The sequence below is a fragment of the Planococcus sp. NCCP-2050 genome (genome assembly GCF_023708025.1).
GTDB lineage: Bacteria > Bacillota > Bacilli > Bacillales_A > Planococcaceae > Planococcus.
In genome coordinates this window covers 90,095-107,859 of the sequence record NZ_BRCX01000001.1, presented here as the reverse complement: position 1 = coordinate 107,859, position 17,765 = coordinate 90,095, and the positions used below count along the sequence as shown (strand labels likewise).

At 46.3% G+C, this 17,765-nt stretch carries 16 protein-coding genes; 2 read left to right on the top strand and 14 right to left on the bottom strand.

Translation table 11 applies throughout. The features are described from left to right. Positions 1 to 401: 401 nt before the first annotated feature. From rnz to mce, 5 genes are all read right to left on the bottom strand, one after another. On the bottom strand, positions 402 to 1,361 hold the full coding sequence (gene rnz / locus NFU07_RS00520) for a ribonuclease Z (RefSeq protein WP_251473072.1): 960 nt from the start codon (positions 1,359 to 1,361) through the stop codon (positions 402 to 404). A gap of 7 nt (positions 1,362 to 1,368) precedes the next feature. Beyond that, a complete protein-coding gene (locus NFU07_RS00515) occupies positions 1,369 to 2,604 on the bottom strand; it encodes a DNA polymerase IV (RefSeq protein ID WP_251473069.1) in 1,236 nt (411 codons plus the stop codon). Between the two features lie 91 nt (positions 2,605 to 2,695). Further along, positions 2,696 to 3,817 carry a M20/M25/M40 family metallo-hydrolase gene (locus tag NFU07_RS00510; protein WP_251473065.1) on the bottom strand — a complete coding sequence of 374 codons (1,122 nt, stop codon included), beginning with the start codon at positions 3,815 to 3,817 and terminating at the stop codon, positions 2,696 to 2,698. 441 nt (positions 3,818 to 4,258) lie between these two features. Next, on the bottom strand, positions 4,259 to 5,800 hold the full coding sequence (locus tag NFU07_RS00505) for an acyl-CoA carboxylase subunit beta (RefSeq protein WP_251473062.1): 1,542 nt from the start codon (positions 5,798 to 5,800) through the stop codon (positions 4,259 to 4,261). 15 nt (positions 5,801 to 5,815) lie between these two features. Further along, positions 5,816 to 6,214, bottom strand: coding sequence for a methylmalonyl-CoA epimerase (gene mce, locus NFU07_RS00500; protein ID WP_235199118.1), 399 nt, complete (start codon positions 6,212 to 6,214; stop codon positions 5,816 to 5,818). A gap of 167 nt (positions 6,215 to 6,381) precedes the next feature. Here mce and prli42 point away from each other — a divergent pair, with 167 nt between their 5' ends. Beyond that, on the top strand, positions 6,382 to 6,477 hold the full coding sequence (prli42, locus tag NFU07_RS00495; RefSeq protein ID WP_199876604.1) for a stressosome-associated protein Prli42: 96 nt from the start codon (positions 6,382 to 6,384) through the stop codon (positions 6,475 to 6,477). Between the two features lie 60 nt (positions 6,478 to 6,537). Here the strand turns inward: prli42 and NFU07_RS00490 are convergent, their stop codons facing one another. Then, positions 6,538 to 7,149, bottom strand: coding sequence for a 3'-5' exonuclease (locus NFU07_RS00490; protein WP_251473060.1), 612 nt, complete (start codon positions 7,147 to 7,149; stop codon positions 6,538 to 6,540). 103 nt (positions 7,150 to 7,252) lie between these two features. Here NFU07_RS00490 and NFU07_RS00485 point away from each other — a divergent pair, with 103 nt between their 5' ends. Then, positions 7,253 to 7,432 carry a CsbD family protein gene (locus tag NFU07_RS00485; protein WP_235199116.1) on the top strand — a complete coding sequence of 60 codons (180 nt, stop codon included), beginning with the start codon at positions 7,253 to 7,255 and terminating at the stop codon, positions 7,430 to 7,432. 44 nt (positions 7,433 to 7,476) lie between these two features. Here NFU07_RS00485 and NFU07_RS00480 read toward each other — a convergent pair whose 3' ends face one another. The 8 genes from NFU07_RS00480 to NFU07_RS00445 form a co-directional block, all read right to left on the bottom strand. Then, entirely contained in the window at positions 7,477 to 8,469 is a 993-nt protein-coding gene (locus NFU07_RS00480) for an aromatic acid exporter family protein (protein WP_251473057.1), read from the bottom strand. Between the two features lie 113 nt (positions 8,470 to 8,582). After that, positions 8,583 to 9,023: a BrxA/BrxB family bacilliredoxin gene (locus NFU07_RS00475; protein ID WP_235199114.1), complete on the bottom strand. Its 441-nt coding sequence runs from the start codon at positions 9,021 to 9,023 to the stop codon at positions 8,583 to 8,585. A gap of 65 nt (positions 9,024 to 9,088) precedes the next feature. Continuing rightward, positions 9,089 to 10,156 (bottom strand): methylmalonyl Co-A mutase-associated GTPase MeaB, encoded by a 1,068-nt coding sequence (gene meaB / locus NFU07_RS00470; protein WP_251473055.1) that lies wholly within the window; start codon positions 10,154 to 10,156, stop codon positions 9,089 to 9,091. Beyond that, positions 10,156 to 12,303 carry a methylmalonyl-CoA mutase gene (gene scpA, locus NFU07_RS00465; protein ID WP_251473053.1) on the bottom strand — a complete coding sequence of 716 codons (2,148 nt, stop codon included), beginning with the start codon at positions 12,301 to 12,303 and terminating at the stop codon, positions 10,156 to 10,158. The genes meaB and scpA overlap by 1 nt, the downstream gene beginning before the upstream one ends. Then, positions 12,300 to 14,000: a methylmalonyl-CoA mutase family protein gene (locus NFU07_RS00460; protein WP_251473046.1), complete on the bottom strand. Its 1,701-nt coding sequence runs from the start codon at positions 13,998 to 14,000 to the stop codon at positions 12,300 to 12,302. The genes scpA and NFU07_RS00460 overlap by 4 nt, the downstream gene beginning before the upstream one ends. A 139-nt stretch (positions 14,001 to 14,139) precedes the next feature. Continuing rightward, complete coding sequence (locus NFU07_RS00455; RefSeq protein WP_251473043.1) at positions 14,140 to 15,483, bottom strand: dihydrolipoamide acetyltransferase family protein; 1,344 nt, start codon at positions 15,481 to 15,483, stop codon at positions 14,140 to 14,142. Positions 15,484 to 15,772: 289 nt separating this feature from the next. Beyond that, a complete protein-coding gene (locus NFU07_RS00450; protein WP_251473040.1) occupies positions 15,773 to 16,756 on the bottom strand; it encodes an alpha-ketoacid dehydrogenase subunit beta in 984 nt (327 codons plus the stop codon). Further along, positions 16,756 to 17,760, bottom strand: coding sequence for a thiamine pyrophosphate-dependent dehydrogenase E1 component subunit alpha (locus NFU07_RS00445; RefSeq protein WP_251473038.1), 1,005 nt, complete (start codon positions 17,758 to 17,760; stop codon positions 16,756 to 16,758). Before NFU07_RS00445 ends, NFU07_RS00450 begins: the two co-directional genes overlap by 1 nt. Positions 17,761 to 17,765 lie beyond the last annotated feature (5 nt).

The window sequence follows — 17,765 nt, the reverse complement described above, 5'->3', positions numbered from 1 at the left end:
AAGGTAACTCAATGAAGAATGGACGGGTCTGATTTCGATTCAGATTTGGACTTCTTCAAAAAAAACCGAATGCAGAGCGCATTCGGCCAGCTGCATACCGCTTGAGAGCGGTTCGGCTGGAATTAGGCTTTGAAAAATAACCGTCATTCCTCACCACAGGGACGGTTATTTTTTTTTATTGATGACGAGAATCATTGAAACGACGAAAGTCAATGCACTAATGGTCAGGCCAATGCTCGTAAAAACAAGGCCGAATGATTCTGTAATCGTCATGTTACCACCCCCTTTCCTGGGGAATGGCCTTACCGCCCTCTGCAGCTGTACCTTTATTTTAACACAAAAAGAACGTATGTTCTATTATTTGCATAAAAAATTTTGAACTCTCAAAAAAAGCCATCTTTTTATCGATGGCTTTCCAGTTTCTTCTTGAATTTTCGTGTATGCAGGTTCCAATCAAATTCCATAAAATCCCGCGCAATCACAAGATCTGGAAATATGTCTTTGACTTGATTTTTTAAGATTTTTTCATCTTCCGGCAAAAATCTTGCGCTGATGTGGTTGGCAATCAGCAAGTTGGCCTCAGCTCTCCGCGCCGTTTCAGCTGCGTCGGAAATTGTGGAATGGCCATAGTCTTTCGCCAATTTTTGGGTCTCAGCATCGAATGTGGCTTCGTGGACTACCGCATCCGCCCCGCGGCTTAAATCAATCGCGGCTTGGCAAAAACGGGTGTCTCCCAAAATGGATAGGATAAACCCAGGCTGCTCCGCTTCCGTCACTTCTGAGCTTTTTACCATCTTGCCGTCTTCAAGCTCTACATCTACCCCGCTTTTCAATTTCGCGAGCAACGGGCCTTTCGGAACACCTAGAGCGGTTGCTTTTTCAATATTTAATTTCGGTGGCCGCGGTTTTTGCGTGATCCGGTAGCCGTAGGAAGGGATGACATGGTCTAGCAAAGCCGTTTCTACGGTCATCGTGTCATCTTCAAAAATTCGGCCTTCCAGCTTCTCGTTAAAGAGAATCGGATACGTAAGATGAGTCCGGCTGATTTTCAAGACGCTTTCTACGAATTCCTTGATGCCTTTCGGTCCATAGATTTCAAGCGGCTGATCGCTCCCTTGGAAAGACCGGGAGCCAAGCAATCCCGGCAATCCGAAAATATGGTCGCCATGTAAATGGGTGATGAAGATTTTCTCGATTTTCCGGGGTTTCAAGGTCGTATGAAGGATTTGATGCTGAGTAGCTTCTCCAACGTCGAAAAGCCAGATGGTGCCGCGTTCTTCGAGCAATTTAAGTGCAAGCGAACTGGTATTTCGCTGTTTGGACGGCATGCCCGCTCCTGTCCCAAGAAATAATAATTGCATAATTCCCCTACTTTCTTTCGTGGTCATCCAAGAAGTCTTTGCTGAAGCTCGTTTTGGAATCATATGAGGGTTTTTTAAGTTTAACCCCTTTGCTCAGCACATTTTTGCCGAATTTGGTTTCAAGCTGCGAAATCAAATTCAGAATTGGCTCTTCTTTGGCATGTTCTTGAAAATTAAAAATGGATAATTGCTCGGTCATGTCTTCTTTTGCCGCTACATTCGATACGGTTACACCGACTAAGCGCAAAGGCTCCCCGTTCCAATTCTTGATGAACAACTGCCAAGCGTTGCGAAAGATATCATCGGCTTTCCATACCGTATTCCGTAAAGTCACACTGCGTGTCCGGTTTTTCCATTCTGAGCTGCGCGTCTGAATGCTGACAGTTGGTCCAGCCAATTCCTTTGCTTCCAACCGGTTTGCCACTTTTGCACTGAGTTTCCGGAAGATAGCTTTTAAATTTTCTTCATCCGTTTCATCAATCGGCAAGGTAGTGGAAGTTCCAACGCTTTTTGTATCGTATATGGATTCAGGATCCACAGCCCGGTCGTCGATTCCGTTCGCCCGATTTTGCAGCCTCAAGCCGTTCTTGCCCATTTTTTCTTTGATTAATCCGGCATTTGCCTGAGCTAAATCGCCGATTGTCGCAATGCTTAAGTTTTTCAGTTTGTCTGCTGTACTTTCGCCGATGCCATGCATTTCAATGACTGGAAGCGGCCACAGCTTCTCTCGGATTTCCCGTTTCCTCAAAATGGTGATGCCCATCGGTTTCTTCATATCCGAAGCTGTTTTTGCCAGAAATTTATTCGGCGCTATGCCAATCGAACAAGGAAGGTCCAGTTCCGCCAAAATCCGTTGCTGAATTTCTTCTGCCAGCGAAACGGCATTCCGTTCCTGGGCTAATTCCGTCATATCGATATAGCCTTCGTCTATCGACACCGGCTCGACCAGATCGGTATAGGAACGCAGAATTTCGAACATGGCTTTTGAGGCAATGCGATACCGTTCAAAATTAGGAGGCAAAAGAATCAATTCCGGAAACTTGCGCTTCGCTTCAAAAACTTGCATGGTCGTGTAAATGCCGTGCGCCCGTGCTTCGTAAGAACATGTCACGATGATGCCGCGCCGTTCTTTCGGGTTCCCGGCAATCGCAATAGCTTTCCCTTTTAAGGACGGGTCATGAGATTGCTCGACTGATGCATAAAAACTATTCATATCAATATGGAATATCACTCGCCCGCTCATGGAAATCGCTTCACTTTCGCTTTTTCTTTCATTCTAACAAAAAAAGAGAGAACAAACAGCTTGTTCTCTCATTGTACAACTTATTCGATTATTAGTAGGCTTTAGTTGATTCTTTAACGATTTCAATCAGCAACTCAGCTAATTTCTCTAATTCTTCCACCGGAATGCGTTCTTTTGTCGTATGGATTTCTTCATAGCCCACACAAAGATTTGCGGTCGGAATGCCAAAGCCATTGAAGATATTCGCATCGCTTCCTCCACCGCTCGTCAAAACAGGCGATGGCCGGCCTATTTTTTCCGCTGCTCTCTTCGCAATCTGAACAACGCGTTCCGTTTCTTCAAAATGGAAGCCTGGATACATCAATTTAACTTCGGTTACAGCCTTCCCGCCCATTTGTTTCGCGACTGTTTCAAAAACGGATTCCATATGCGCCGTCTGGGCAGCTAATTTATCTTCGCTGATTGACCGTGCTTCAGAAAGGATATGCACTTCATCGCAGACGATATTCGTTGCTTGTCCGCCTTCGAAGCGGCCGATATTGGCTGTCGTTTCCTCATCGATGCGGCCAAGGTTCATCTTCGCAATTGCTTTTGCGGCGATTGTAATTGCTGAAATCCCTTTTTCCGGTGCAACGCCCGCATGCGCCGTTTTCCCATGGATGGTCGTCCATAGTTTCGCTTGATTTGGAGCTGAAGTGACAATTCCGCCGACTTTCCCATCGCTGTCAACAGCATAGCCATATTCTGCAATCAATAGGGACGGATCCAATTCTTTCGCTCCAGCGAGTCCGCTTTCTTCTCCAGCCGTTATGACAAACTGGATATCGCCGTGTTCGACTTGCTGTTCTTGGATTGTCCGAACCATTTCAAACAAAGCGGCAATCCCTGCTTTATCATCAGCACCAAGTATGGTTGTACCATCCGAAACCACATAACCGTCGCGCACTTCCGGCTTAATGCCTTTTCCTGGCACTACCGTATCCATATGCACGGTGAAATAAATGGCAGGCACTTCCGTAAAGGCACCGCGCAATGTCGCAATTAAATTATTCGCACCATGTCCGTTGCGGACAGATGAATCGTCTTCCGCCACATGGAAGCCGATATCCTCTAATTTTCGTTTTAAAACCGAAGCGATTTCCGCTTCATTTTTTGTTTCCGAATCAATCTGGACCAATTCCAGAAACTCATTTAATAATCTATCCTTGTTCATCTGGCACCCCTCTTTTATAAAATCTATGAAAGTAAAGACATTCCAGTTTGAAAAGGAATGGAAAGGAACTTGTCTTATTCGGACAACTGTTTCTCTTTTCTTTAATTCTTGCAGCGTGAAGGGCCTTCAGAAATACGATGGCCGCTTCCGCTTTTCTTATGCCTGTCGAACCTGAACGGCCGTTTACGCTTTTCTTATTGTCTAGACTCCAACGGCCAGGGTCTCGGACATAAGCCATTCTGGCTGTGCGGCAAAAAGCGCCGCTTCGCCAGCTCGCCTTATGCCTGTCGAACCTGAACGGCCGTTTACGCTTTTCTTATTGTCTAGACTCCAACGGCCAGGGTCTCGGACATAAGCCATTCTGGCTGTGCGGCAAAAAACGCCGCTTCGCCAGCCCGTCTTATGCCTGTCGAACCTGAACGGCCGTTTACGCTTTTCTTATTACAAAGGCATATTTCCGTGTTTTTTCGCTGGTCGTGTATCTTTTTTATTGCGCATCATTTCAAGTGCCTGGATCAGTTTGATGCGGGTTTCACGCGGGTCGATGACGTCATCAACCATTCCCCGGGCAGCTGCCACGTAAGGATTCGCGAATTTCTCGCGGTATTCCTCGATTTTAGCAGCTCGTGTTTCTTCCGGATTATCGCTTGCCGCAATTTCGCGGGCGAAGATGATATTCGCTGCTCCTTGAGGCCCCATCACTGCAATTTCAGCATTTGGCCATGAATAAACAAGATCAGCACCGATTGACTTCGAGTTAAGCGCTACATATGCACCGCCGTATGCTTTTCGAAGAATAACCGTCATTTTCGGAACTGTCGCTTCTGAATAAGCGTAAAGGATTTTCGCGCCGTGGCGGATAATGCCCCCGTGCTCTTGTTTAATGCCCGGGAAGAAACCCGTCACATCTTCAAATGTGATCAACGGAATATTAAATGAATCACAGAAACGGATAAAGCGCGCTGCTTTATCGGATGAATCGATATCCAGGCCTCCAGCCATCACTTTCGGCTGGTTGCAGACCAACCCGACTGTTTCGCCTTTAATGCGCGCAAGTCCAATGACGATATTGCGGGCAAACTCCGGCTGTACTTCCATGAAGCTATCCGTATCCACCACTTGTTCCGCCACTTTGCGGACGTCATAGGGACGGATTGCTTCAAATGGAACGATATCTGCAAGATCCGGACGGTAATCGTCTTTTTCATCCACTTCCAATCGCGGCGGCATTTCCTGATTATTTTGCGGTAAGTAGCTGATCAAGCGGCGCACCATCTTCAGCACTTCCTGTTCGGAATCCGAACGGAAATGTGCATTTCCGCTTATTGCTGTATGTACACGAGATCCACCAAGGTCTTCAGAAGAAATCTTTTCTCCTGTCACTGTTTCAATTACTTTCGGTCCTGTAATGAACATCTGGCTCGTTTTATCGACCATGAACACAAAATCCGTGATAGCTGGCGAATAAACTGCACCCCCTGCAGAAGGCCCCATAATGACCGAGATTTGAGGGATAACGCCTGAATAGATGGAATTCCGGTAGAAAATATGGCCATAACCATCCAGCGACAAGACGCCTTCCTGGATGCGGGCTCCGCCTGAATCGTTCAACCCGATGAACGGCGCTCCATTTTTAGCAGCTAAGTCCATGACGTTGGCGATTTTTTGGGCATGCATTTCGCCGAGTGCCCCGCCGAACACTGTGAAGTCTTGCGAAAACAAATAGATTGGACGTCCGTTCACTTTCCCGTATCCCGTAACAACTCCTTCGCCTGGCCCTTTTGCCATGCCGAAATCAGTCGTGCGATGTTCCACAAACGGGCTAAGTTCGACAAAGGAACCTTCATCGACAAGCAATTCGATGCGCTCCCGGGCAGTCAATTTCCCTTTTTCGTGCTGTTTGTCTATCCGTTCTTCCCCGCCTCCGAGTTCAATCTCCCGTTTGCGATCGTATAATTCATTGATTCTTTCGTAAATGTCCATTTCCCCACTCCTCAATCATTGCTTTTCACAAAGTTCGTATAATACGCCATTTGAAGATTTCGGATGCAAGAAAGCCACTAAAGCGCCGCCTGCCCCTGGATTTGCATGTTCACTTAACAATTGTACCCCATTTTCACGAAGTTCTTTCATACGGGATTCGATGTCATCCACTCCGAAAGCGATGTGGTGGATGCCTTCGCCTCTTTTTTCGATAAATTTATAAACTGCTCCAGCACTATCCATTGGCTCGAGCAATTCCAGTTTAATATTGCCGGCATCGATAAAAGCCACACGCACCTTCTGCGATTCCACTTCTTCAATTTTCAATAAAGGACAGCCGAGCGTTTCCGTATAATAAGGAAGCACTTCGTTAATGTTTCGTACCGCAATTCCGATATGGTCGACTTTCTTCATTAAATTCACTTCCTTTTTTTATGTTCTCTTTTATTGTACAGATTCAGATAGGAAAACTCTAGTTCTTCTTGAATATTTGGATAATGCCAGAGCTCCGCCTATAAAATGCGCTCGAACTATGCTATTATAGAAACAAAGTTCAACTATCTATAAAGGAGTTTCGATGGATGAGAAATAGTGCTTTCCGAAAAGTGATCGTCTACACAATGGTCGGTTTAATGCTGCTTTCAAGTTTGCTAATGGGCATCAGCTTCATCATTTAATGACTGCAAAATAGAAAAAGACGGAAAATCGCACATGCCGATTTTCCGTCTTTTCTTTTGTCAGCGCAGCCGCTCCACACAAAATTGATAAATGGATGCTGTCGCGAGGCAATCCCCTAAAGCATCATGCGCATCATGCTCCAATTTCAAAAAAGCGGTCAGCGTCGTCAGCTTATGGTTCGGCGTTTCCGTAATGGCTCTTCTGGCAAGTTTGACCGTATCGATGACTGTGTATTCCGGAATCGGCGTAATGTCTTCTAACGCATAAAGAAAACCCATATCAAACGGGGCATTATGTGCGACAATCGGCAGTCCGCCAATGAAGGCAATCAGTTCATGTGCCACTTCTTCAATTACGGGTGCATTTTCAACATCCTTATTCGTAATGCCGGTGATCCGGGTGATGGTTCCAGAAATTGGACATTCCGGATTCACCATTAAATACATCGTTTCTTTGCGTTCATGCTGAATGTATTTAACCGCTCCGATCTGGATGATTTTATCACTGCCGGAACGGAGCCCGGTCGTTTCAAAATCCAGTACCACATAATCTTCAGGTGTTTGCGTAGTCGATCTATATTTTTTAGGGCGCGCAGATTGGTTTCTTGTCCACTTCGGCCGCGTCTCTTTCATTTTTTGTTCAAGAATTTGCCTGGCATCGCGTTTTTCCATGCTTTCCCTCCTCGGTTTCATGCTTTTATTATACGCGAGTTTGTTTTAAATTTCCGTTTTAAGGCTATACAAAGAGTAAGACAACATCGAGGAGGAACACAAAATGGCAGAAAACAATGGTTTGGGTGACAAACTTAAAGGCACGGTCAGCAAAGCAAAAGGCGAAATGAAAGACCAGATCGGCAATGCGACTGACGACCCTAAAATGCAGCGTGACGGAAAAGCAGACAAATTAAAAGGCAAAGCACAAGATGCCATCGGCGATCTTAAAAACAAAAAATAAAACATAAGACCGGTGAAAGCTTTTCTTTCACCGGTCTTGTGTTTTTATAAGGATGCCGCAGGTTTCGCGCTTTTAAATCCCTTATAGGAAGATTTGATTTCCAAATAAGCTTCCATCTCTTCAATTACTTGATATAAAGCGGCCATGGCCAGGAATTTGTCATGGCTGTCCGGCAGCGGCATATCCGCAAACTCGTCTTTGACGGCTTCCAGCTTTCCAATATAACGGTAGGCGGTATTTCCCGAATGGACGTGGTTTGCAAGATCTTCCAAGAAATCAGCAATGAGATGAGAATGCCCAACAATTACCGGCAAAGCTGTAATTTTAGGCAAGATGCGTTCAATGATTTCCAGTTGCTGCTCCCTCATGTCGAAGTAATGATAATACTTATTTTCAAGGCGGGTCACATGATTTTCAACATCCTGATAGGCGAGTGCTTTTGCATTTTTCAGCAGCTCTGTGCTTTCCATCAATTCTTTTCCTGTCCAGGCTGATTCCCCTTGCCGGAGATAATTTGCGATTTCCGAGAAAATTGAGGAATACAATACCTCAATCTGGTAGCGGTAATCGTCTAATTTCTTCTCGATGCTCGGCATATACATATTGACTGCAAGAGCGGTTCCGAAACCTACAGCCATCAGCGTCAATTCATTGAAAAATAAATCCAGCGTCAAGTTCTGGGAATCATAAATATGCAAAAGGATAACCGAACTCGAGACAAAACCATCCGCAAATCGGAACGTCACCAATGTCGGAATGAATAGCAAAATCATGACGCCAATGGTCAAAGGATGATACGCAATCCCTTCAAAAAATATAAAGGCATACGTAATTGCGATCAAACTCGCGACCAGGCGGGAAAAAGCAGCGCGTATCGATTTCTTTTTTGTCGGCTGAATGCAAAGAATCGTCAAGATTCCAGCAGAAACGTAATAATCAAGCTGAAGCAACTGGGCTAACGAAATGGCGATCGCCACCCCAGCAGCCGTTTTCATCGTACGGTAGCCAATCCTGTATTTCTTAAGTTTCATAGGCATCCCCTTATTAGAAAAGCGTAGGCAGCCGTCTAGATTCGACAGATAAATAACGAACCTTACAACCTACACATTCTTCTCAATAAAAAAATGCCCCTTTTTGAGGGGCATTCTCTTTAGATTTCTTCGCAATGCTCTTCAAAGATTTCTTGAATATGCGTGATAACAGACATTGGGTCATGCCCTTCGATTTCATGTCTGCCGATTTCATCGACCATTTTGCCGTCTTTCATGAAGACGAAAGATGGAGATGAAGGCAAGTGGTCGTCGCCGAAAATCGCACGTGCTTGAGCTGTTGCTTCTTTGTCCTGGCCAGCAAATACAGTTACAAGGCGGTCAGGGCGTTTGTCATAATGCACAGCATGCGTTGCTGCTGGACGGGCAATCCCGCCTGCACAGCCGCATACAGAGTTGATCATCACAAGGCTAGTGCCTGGCTGAGCTAAAACATCCGTCACTTCTTCCGGCGTCTGCAATTGTGTATACCCAGCATCGGTCATTTCTTGTCGAGCTTGAGTCACTATATCATTCATAAGAAAATTAAAATCCATTGCCATATCGAACACTCCTTATTTATTACTCCATTTATCATAGCAGGACTTGAAAAGAGTTGCAAAAAAGCTTACTCGAACAAATCCGCAATTGCCTGGGAAACCGTCAATTTTTCTTGAAGGACTTCATGTTCCAGCATTTTCACTTGCTTGCTGCGGCTAGGGTCTTCGTAAAAGCGGCTCAGCAATTCATCCGTAATCATCGAACGGAACCAGTCCTTCGTTTGGTTTTGGCGCCGTTTTTGCCAATAGCCGCTCGACTTGATCTGTTCTTCAAATTCTCTGATCATGGCCCACGTTTCCTGAATTCCGGTTTTTTCAAATGAGGATGCCGGAAGCGCTTGCGTTTTCCAGCCTTCTGTTGCACGCTGCATGAAATGAAGGATTTGCTTGTATTCGCGTACCGTTTTTTGGGCCAACGCTAGATTATGCTGGTCTGCTTTATGGACAATAATGGCATCAGCAAGTTCGAGGATGCCTTTTTTCATGCCTTGCAATTCATCGCCTGCCCCGGTTAAGACAAGCAGCAGGAACATATCGACCATGCCCCTCACCAAGGTTTCGCTTTGCCCTACGCCGACCGTCTCAACCAATATGATATCGTAGCCTGCCGCTTCGCATAGAAGCATCGTTTCCCTTGTTTTTTTATGGACACCGCCGAGCGTACCGGCTGTTGGAGAAGGCCGGATGAAGGCATTTGGATTTTTGGCCAATTGCTCCATCCGTGTTTTATCTCCTAAAATACTGCCCCCGGTAATCGAAGAACTTGGATCGATGGCAAGAACCGCTACACGATGGCCACCTTTCGTCAGCATTTCGCCGAAAGTTTCGATAAACGTGCTTTTGCCGGCACCCGGTACACCAGTGATGCCAAGTCGAATGCTTTTGCCGGTATAGGGCAGAAGCCGGTTCAACAGCTCTTGCCCATTATTCTTATCCTGAGGATTCGCACTTTCCAATAAAGTGATGGCTTTTCCGAGATGCAGACGGGAGCCGCTGCGAACGCCTTCAGCCATTGCGGCTGCATCAAACGGTTTGGATTCCGGCTTCTTGAATTTTTTCCGCGGAGAAGACTTCATGCCGTCATGTGTTGCTTTAACACCTTCCATGACACGACGCGATCCTTTTTGGCGGTCCATCAGTCTGCCACTTCCTCATATCCAAGGCGCACATAAATTTCCTCAATGACTTTTTGGGCAGCGACAGGAATGACCGTTCCCGGTCCGAAAATCGCACTCGCCCCATTATTGCGAAGGAACTCGTAATCTTGCGCTGGAATTACACCGCCGACCACAATCAGGATATCTTCACGGCCGATTTTTTTCAGTTCCGCTGCAAGATCTGGCACTAAGGTCATATGGCCTGCTGCTAGCGAACTGACCCCTATGACATGGACGTCATTTTCTGCTGCTTGCTGGGCTGTTTCTGCCGGCGTTTGGAATAAGGGCCCGATATCCACATCAAATCCAAGATCGGCAAATGCCGTGGCGATGACTTTCGCTCCGCGGTCATGGCCATCTTGTCCCATTTTCGCAACCAAAATACGGGGGCGCCGTCCTTCATTTTCAATAAAGTCCTCCGTCATTTCTTTGACTGTCTCCATTTCCTGCTGATTGGAGAAATTCGAACTGTAGACGCCGCTTACAGAACGGATCACCGCTTTATGTCTGCCGGACGCGACTTCGATCGCATCTGAAATTTCCCCAAGTGTTGCACGGTATCGTGCTGCTTCAACTGCGCATTCCAGAATATTCGCATCGCCGGTTTTTGCAGCTTCCGTCAGTTTAGCCAAGGCTTCCTGCACTTTTGCATCATCGCGATCCGCTTTCATCCGTTCGATCCGCTCAATCTGCTTTTTGCGGACCATTGTATTGTCGATATTCAAAATATCGATCGGATCTTCCTCGTCCAGACGATAACGGTTGACTCCGATGATCACTTCTTCATTGGAATCGATCTGCGCTTGTTTTTTAGCTGCGGCTTCTTCGATTCTCATTTTTGGGAGGCCGGTTTCAATCGCTTTTGCCATTCCGCCGAGTTCTTCCACTTCCTCGATCAACTGCCATGCTTTTTCCGTCAATTCTTTTGTCAAAGATTCCACGTAGTAAGAGCCGCCCCAAGGGTCGATCACTTTTGTCATCATGGTTTCTTCCTGCAAAAATAATTGCGTATTGCGGGCAATGCGCGCAGAAAAATCAGTTGGAAGTGCAATTGCTTCATCTAGCGCATTCGTGTGCAGCGATTGGGTATGGCCCATAGCCGCTGCGTTTGCTTCAATCAATGTCCGGGTTACGTTATTAAACGGATCCTGTTCCGTTAAACTCCAACCGGAAGTTTGGGAATGCGTCCGCAAAGCCAATGATTTTTCGTTTTTCGGATCAAAGCTTTTCATCATTTTCGCCCAAATCTCGCGGGCAGCACGCATTTTAGCGATTTCCATGAAATAATTCATGCCGATGCCCCAGAAAAATGACAAACGCGGCGCAAATGAATCAATGCCGATTCCAGCTGCGAGGCCGGTACGGACATATTCCAATCCATCGGCTAATGTATAAGCAAGTTCGATATCCGCGGTAGCTCCTGCTTCCTGGATATGATAGCCCGAGATCGATATGGAATTGAATTTCGGCATTTTAGTTGATGTGTATTTGAAAATGTCCGCAATGATTTGCATCGACATTGCCGGCGGATAAATATACGTATTGCGGACCATGTATTCTTTCAAAATATCATTTTGAATGGTCCCTGCCAATTGTTCAGGCGTGACTCCTTGTTCTTCAGCGGCAACGATGAAAAATGCCATAATCGGCACAACTGCCCCGTTCATTGTCATCGACACGGACATTTGGTCAAGCGGAATCCCGTCAAATAAGATCTTCATGTCTTCCACACTGTCGATCGCAACTCCCGCTTTTCCTACATCCCCCACTACGCGCGGGTGGTCAGAGTCATAGCCTCGATGTGTTGCGAGGTCAAATGCGACCGATAACCCTTTTTGCCCCATTGCCAAGTTTCTGCGGTAAAAGGCATTGCTTTCTTCTGCAGTAGAGAATCCCGCATATTGGCGGACTGTCCAGGGACGCGAAACATACATGGTCGAATACGGCCCGCGGACATTTGGTGCAAATCCAGGCAGGCTGTCTTCGGTACTTGCCGCGTCTTTGGAAGTGTAAAAAGGTTTCACGGCAATGCCTTCATTCGTTTCAAATGCCTCTTGCTGATATTCTTCTGTTTGAGAAGCTTTAATCCCATTCAGATCAACTTTTGTAAAATCCGGCTTTCTCATTCTTGAACAGCCTCCTTTCCTAACTTCAAAATTTGCTCGAGCTTCGAAGTAATGTGTTTGCCAGTATAAATAGCGTCATCGATACGGAAAACTTTCCATTCAGCCATTTGCTGTTCCGGATACTTGCCTGCCACGTCAATTACTGCATCCGTAGTCATACCAGTGGCAACTTCATCAATTTTTTCTTTCCCGCCGCATAATACTGCATACTGGATTTGATTTTCTGCAAGGAACTGATTTAATTCTTGCGCCGTCTGGATTTCAGGGCTGATCATCGGCTCGATTCCGCCAACGGCTAAAAATCCTTGGACAAAATCAGACTGTGCTTTCACGGCTTTTAATGGGCCGAGATGGACAATCGCTGTCTTCAGCATCACTTCTTTGCTGCGCGCCCGTAATTTCTCAAACGGTGCAGCTAAACGCTTAGCTGTCATATACTCCAGATGCGTCTCATCAATTTGCCCGTCCTTAACCAGCTCTTGTGGATTTGCATAAACATTCGTACCGATCAGCGACATGTCGCGGACTGCCGCTTTTTCCTTGCGCTCGATCCACTTCGCTTGAATATCATCGGTCAGCCAGCCAGAATTCATCGCTTCCGAATAGCCGCCAGCTCCTTCAATCTCCAAGAAATAGCGCCACGCTGCATCGACATATTCATTCGTCAATGTTTCAATAAAGTAAGATCCTGCGCTTGCGTCCATGACATGATTGACATGCGTTTCTTCTTTAATAACCAACTGGACATTGCGTGCAATCCGGCGGCTTTGGGCGTCCGAAACGGTCAAGAAATCATGTGGATGGACAGTATGCGCATTCGTGCCTCCAAGGACTGCCGAAAAAGTGGCATTGCCTGCGCGAAGCAAGTTTACGTATGGATCCAATTTCGAATAAGAACGGACCGATGTTTCGGTGAAAATCGGAATTGGGGGAGCTTCTTCTCCGTAAGCTGAACAAAAAGCCGTCCAAAGTACGCGAAAAGCGCGCAATTTCGCAATTTCCTGGAAAAATGCCGTATCGACTGCAAAACGCACCCACATGTTTTCAGCTTGTTTTTGAAAATCCTCTTTAGTGACCGTCTCCGCTAAAATGCTGAGTGCCACGCCAAGTTCGTGGATGATGGTGCCTCCTGCATGATGTACCGGTATCGTATCAATTAGCTGGGTGCGTACTTTTGCAGGCGCTTTCACAAATTCTTCCGAATAAATCACACCTTGGACATTCGTCAGCTTTGTCTCTTCCACAAAATCGAAAACCCGCAGAATTTGTGTGTCATCTGAAGTTAGTCGGAAGTATAATGGGAAACGCTCAATCAGCGATGCCAATTCCTTTAGCTCGCTGTCATTCCATTCCAAGCGCTGATAACTTGTGTAGACAATCATTTCATTGCCGCGCGCTAAGTCCTCTTTAACAGCCGTTAAATAATCCGTTGCAGTCGCCGCTGCTGTTTCCTGCGCGATAAACCATCCAGGCAATTGCTTTCCACTGCGGACGGCTTGGATCTGCTGTTCGATCATTTCACCGGATTGCCCCAGCATTTCTTTCGTGTAAAGAGGTTCAAGGGTTATCCCTTCAAGAGTTTTGGTTTTTAAAGTTTCATTGAACGGTTTGCCTTTCAACGCTTTTTCAGCGGCAGCTTGCCATTCTTCATATGTACGCTCCGAAAATTTGGTCTGTTTCATGGACTCGATTGTCACTAGGTTCCCTCCTCAAAGGCGATCTATCTTCATTTTACCCGAGTAAGCACCGACATTAAAGAAAAAAAAGCCCGAAGTCCTAAGACTCCGAGCTTTTCTCTCTATTTTCAAAGGATGCAAATCCTCCTGCTCAACTAAATTAATAAACAGAAGTATTGCCTTTGTTCATATTTTCAAGAATTTCTTTCACGCGTCCCATGAATTGGCCGCAAATGAGTCCATCCAATACGCGGTGGTCAAGAGACAAACATAAATTGACCATATCGCGTGCCGCAATCATGCCATTGTCCATGATAACTGGACGTTTAACGATTGACTCGACTTGCAGAATCGCCGCTTGCGGATGGTTGATGATGCCCATGGATTGCACTGAACCAAACGATCCTGTGCTGTTCACAGTAAATGTTCCGCCTTGCATATCAGCTGATTTCAATTTGCCGGAACGGGCTTTAACAGCCAATTCATTGATTTCCTTGCCAATGCCTTTAATTGATTTTTCATCCGAGTTTTTGATGACCGGGACAAATAACGCATTGTCAGAAGCGACAGCAATTGAAATATTGATGTCTTTCTTCTGGATGATTTTATCTCCCGCCCACATTGAGTTCATCATTGGGAATTCTTTCAATGCCTGAGAAACCGCTTTGACGAAAAATGCGAAATATGTGAGGTTAAAGCCTTCTTTGCTCTTGAATTCCGTTTTCAGGGAATCACGGTAAGAAACCAATTCCGTCACATCGACTTCGATCATCATCCACGCATGCGGCGCTTCATGTTTGCTCTTCAGCATATTGGCTGCAATCGCGCGGCGAACACCCGTGACAGGAATTTCAATGTCGCCAGGCGCACTTTCGATCGGTACAGATTTCTGTGCTGGCGCAGATGACGTTTGAGCTGGCGCAGACTCACTTGCAGCTGGACGGCTTTCTTCTTTCGCAGGAGCTGCTTGTACATCTCCGGCTTTTGGAATATTGCCGCCTTCGATTAATGCAAGCAAATCTTTGCGCGTGATGCGCCCTTCGTTTCCAGTTCCCTGCACTTGTGTCAAGTCGATATCATTATCTTGGGCCAAACGCAGAACTGCAGGCGAGTAGCGGGCTTTTGAGCCTTCCGGACGTACAGGCTGCGATGAACCTTTCGTTCCTTGCAAGCCTTTTGTCACTTCCGTATCTGCAGCTGGCATAACATTTTCTTTTCCGGTTTCAGCCGGTTTTGCTTCTTCAGCAGGCTCAGAACCTCCGCCTTCAGTTTCGATTGTACAGACAATCGCTCCGACTTCCAGCGTATCACCTTCATTTGCAATCAATTCTTTGATGGTACCAGTGAACGAAGAAGGTACTTCAGCCGTTACCTTATCCGTATTGACCTCAGCCAAAGGATCGTATTTATTAACGTGGTCTCCTGGCTGAACCAACCATTTTTCAATGGTTCCTTCAGTCACACTTTCGCCAAGCTGCGGCATTTTAATGTTTTCTATAGCCAAAAGGGATTCCTCCTTTATTGAGTGCATCTTTTACTATTCTTTGTCCAGACTCCAGCGCCCAGATTCTAGTGTCATAAGCCAGTCCAGCTGTGCGGCTGAAAAAATGCCGCTTCGCCAGCCTGTCTTATGCCCGTCGAATCTACATGGGCGCTTGCGCTTTCCTTTGTCCAGACTCCAGCGCCCAGATTCTAGTGTCATAAGCCAGTCCAGCTGTGCGGCTGAAAAAATGCCGCTTCGCCAGCCTGTCTTATGCCCGTCGAATCTACATGGGCGCTTGCGCTTTCCTTTTTTAAAATTCCGCTAGTTCCCGCATCGCTTTTTCCACTTTATCCGGGTTGATCATGAAATACTTTTCCATTGTCGGCGCATAAGCCATTGCTGGAACGTCAGGACCTGCTAGGCGTTTGATTGGCGCATCAAGGTCGAAAAGGCAGTTTTCAGCGATGATCGCCGCCACTTCTCCGATAATGCTTCCTTCTTTATTGTCTTCTGTGACAAGCAATACTTTGCCTGTTTTCTTCACAGCTTCAATGATGCCTTCTTTATCCAATGGATAAATTGTCCGAAGATCAAGAACATGTGCAGAAATGCCGTCTTCTGCCAAACGTTCAGCAGCTTGCAACGCGAAATGGACAGCCAAGCCGTAAGTGATGACGGTAATATCTTCGCCTTCTCGTTTTACATCAGCTTTTCCGATTTCAACTGTATAATCGTCTTCTGGAACTTCACCTTTGATCAAACGGTAAGCGCGTTTATGTTCAAAGAACATGACCGGATCTTCATCGCGGATAGCCGCTTTCAACAATCCTTTTGCATCGTATGGTGTTGACGGAATGACAATTTTCAAACCTGGCTGGTTCGCAAATACCGCTTCTACAGATTGCGAATGGTAAAGAGCACCGTGTACTCCTCCGCCAAATGGTGCACGGAAAACGATCGGGCATGACCAGTCGTTGTTCGAACGGTAACGGATGCGTGAAGCTTCCGAAATGATCTGGTTGACAGCTGGCATGATGAAATCAGCAAATTGGAATTCTGCGATTGGGCGCATGCCGTACATAGCCGCTCCGATCCCGACGCCGGCAATCGCCGATTCAGCCAGCGGCGTATCGACAACGCGGTCTTCTCCGAATTGATCGTATAGTCCTTGCGTCGCTTTGAACACGCCGCCTTTTTTACCCACATCTTCACCAAGGACAAAAACGTTTTCGTCACGTTCCATTTCTTCTTTCATGGCAAGCGTGATGGCGTCAATATAATTCATTACTGCCATTATTCGTTTCCTCCTTTTTCCGCATAGACATATTTAAGCGCATGTTCCGGTTCTGCGTATGGCGCATTTTCAGCATAATCTGTCGCTTCATTGACAATAACCATGATGCGGTCGTTGATTTCTTTCTCTAATTCGTCATCCATGATGCCATTTTCTTTCAAATAAGCACCGAAAGTCAGAATCGGATCTTTTTCCTTTTGCGCAGCCAATTCATCAGCTGAGCGATATTGGCGGTGATCATCATCCGATGAATGGGCTGTCATCCGTTCTGAAACGGTTTCAATCAAGCTCGGGCCTTCACCGCGGCGTGCACGGTCAGCTGCTTCTTTAACGTGTTTGTAAACTTCGATTGGGTCATTTCCGTCAATCGTCACGCCTGGCATGCCATAGCTCGCCGCGCGGTCCGAAACGTTTTTGCTCGCCACTTGGCGATCAAATGGTACAGAAATGGCGTATTTATTGTTTTCGACCATTGTGATGACCGGCAATTTATGGACGCCGGCAAAGTTTAAGCCTTCATGGAAATCGCCTTGGTTGGAAGAGCCTTCACCAAGCGTATTGAATGTAATGAAATCCTGTTTCTTCATTTTCCCGGCAAGCGCTACGCCTACTGCATGCGGCAATTGCGTCGTTACAGGTGAAGATCCAGTCAAAATACGGTTTTTCTTCTGACCAAAATGTCCTGGCATTTGGCGTCCGCCGGAGTTCGGGTCTTCCGCTTTCGCAAAAGCAGAAAGCATAATGTCTTTAGGCGTCATGCCGAAATGCAAAACAACCCCTAAATCGCGGTAATAAGGTGCAATGTAATCTTTAGTGTTATCCAGTGCATAAGCCGCTCCGACTTGAGCCGCCTCTTGCCCTTGGCATGAAATGACGAATGGGATTTTGCCAGCACGGTTCAAGAGCCACATGCGCTCATCGACACGGCGGGCCGTCATCATCGTTTCATAGATCTTCAATAAATCTTCTGTTGTCAAACCTACTTCTTCATGTTTTGAAGCCATTTGAA

Excerpts from the sequence above, each read along its gene's own strand:
- rnz (WP_251473072.1), bottom strand. The coding sequence starts at position 1,361 with ATGCAATTATTATTTCTTGGGACAGGAGCGGGCATGCCGTCCAAACAG.
- NFU07_RS00515 (WP_251473069.1), bottom strand. The coding sequence starts at position 2,604 with ATGAGCGGGCGAGTGATATTCCATATTGATATGAATAGTTTTTATGCA.
- NFU07_RS00510 (WP_251473065.1), bottom strand. The coding sequence starts at position 3,817 with ATGAACAAGGATAGATTATTAAATGAGTTTCTGGAATTGGTCCAGATT.
- NFU07_RS00505 (WP_251473062.1), bottom strand. The coding sequence starts at position 5,800 with ATGGACATTTACGAAAGAATCAATGAATTATACGATCGCAAACGGGAG.
- mce (WP_235199118.1), bottom strand. The coding sequence starts at position 6,214 with ATGAAGAAAGTCGACCATATCGGAATTGCGGTACGAAACATTAACGAA.
- prli42 (WP_199876604.1), top strand. The coding sequence starts at position 6,382 with ATGAGAAATAGTGCTTTCCGAAAAGTGATCGTCTACACAATGGTCGGT.
- NFU07_RS00490 (WP_251473060.1), bottom strand. The coding sequence starts at position 7,149 with ATGGAAAAACGCGATGCCAGGCAAATTCTTGAACAAAAAATGAAAGAG.
- NFU07_RS00485 (WP_235199116.1), top strand. The coding sequence starts at position 7,253 with ATGGCAGAAAACAATGGTTTGGGTGACAAACTTAAAGGCACGGTCAGC.
- NFU07_RS00480 (WP_251473057.1), bottom strand. The coding sequence starts at position 8,469 with ATGCCTATGAAACTTAAGAAATACAGGATTGGCTACCGTACGATGAAA.
- NFU07_RS00475 (WP_235199114.1), bottom strand. The coding sequence starts at position 9,023 with ATGGCAATGGATTTTAATTTTCTTATGAATGATATAGTGACTCAAGCT.
- meaB (WP_251473055.1), bottom strand. The coding sequence starts at position 10,156 with ATGGACCGCCAAAAAGGATCGCGTCGTGTCATGGAAGGTGTTAAAGCA.
- scpA (WP_251473053.1), bottom strand. The coding sequence starts at position 12,303 with ATGAGAAAGCCGGATTTTACAAAAGTTGATCTGAATGGGATTAAAGCT.
- NFU07_RS00450 (WP_251473040.1), bottom strand. The coding sequence starts at position 16,756 with ATGGCAGTAATGAATTATATTGACGCCATCACGCTTGCCATGAAAGAA.
- NFU07_RS00445 (WP_251473038.1), bottom strand. The coding sequence starts at position 17,760 with ATGGCTTCAAAACATGAAGAAGTAGGTTTGACAACAGAAGATTTATTG.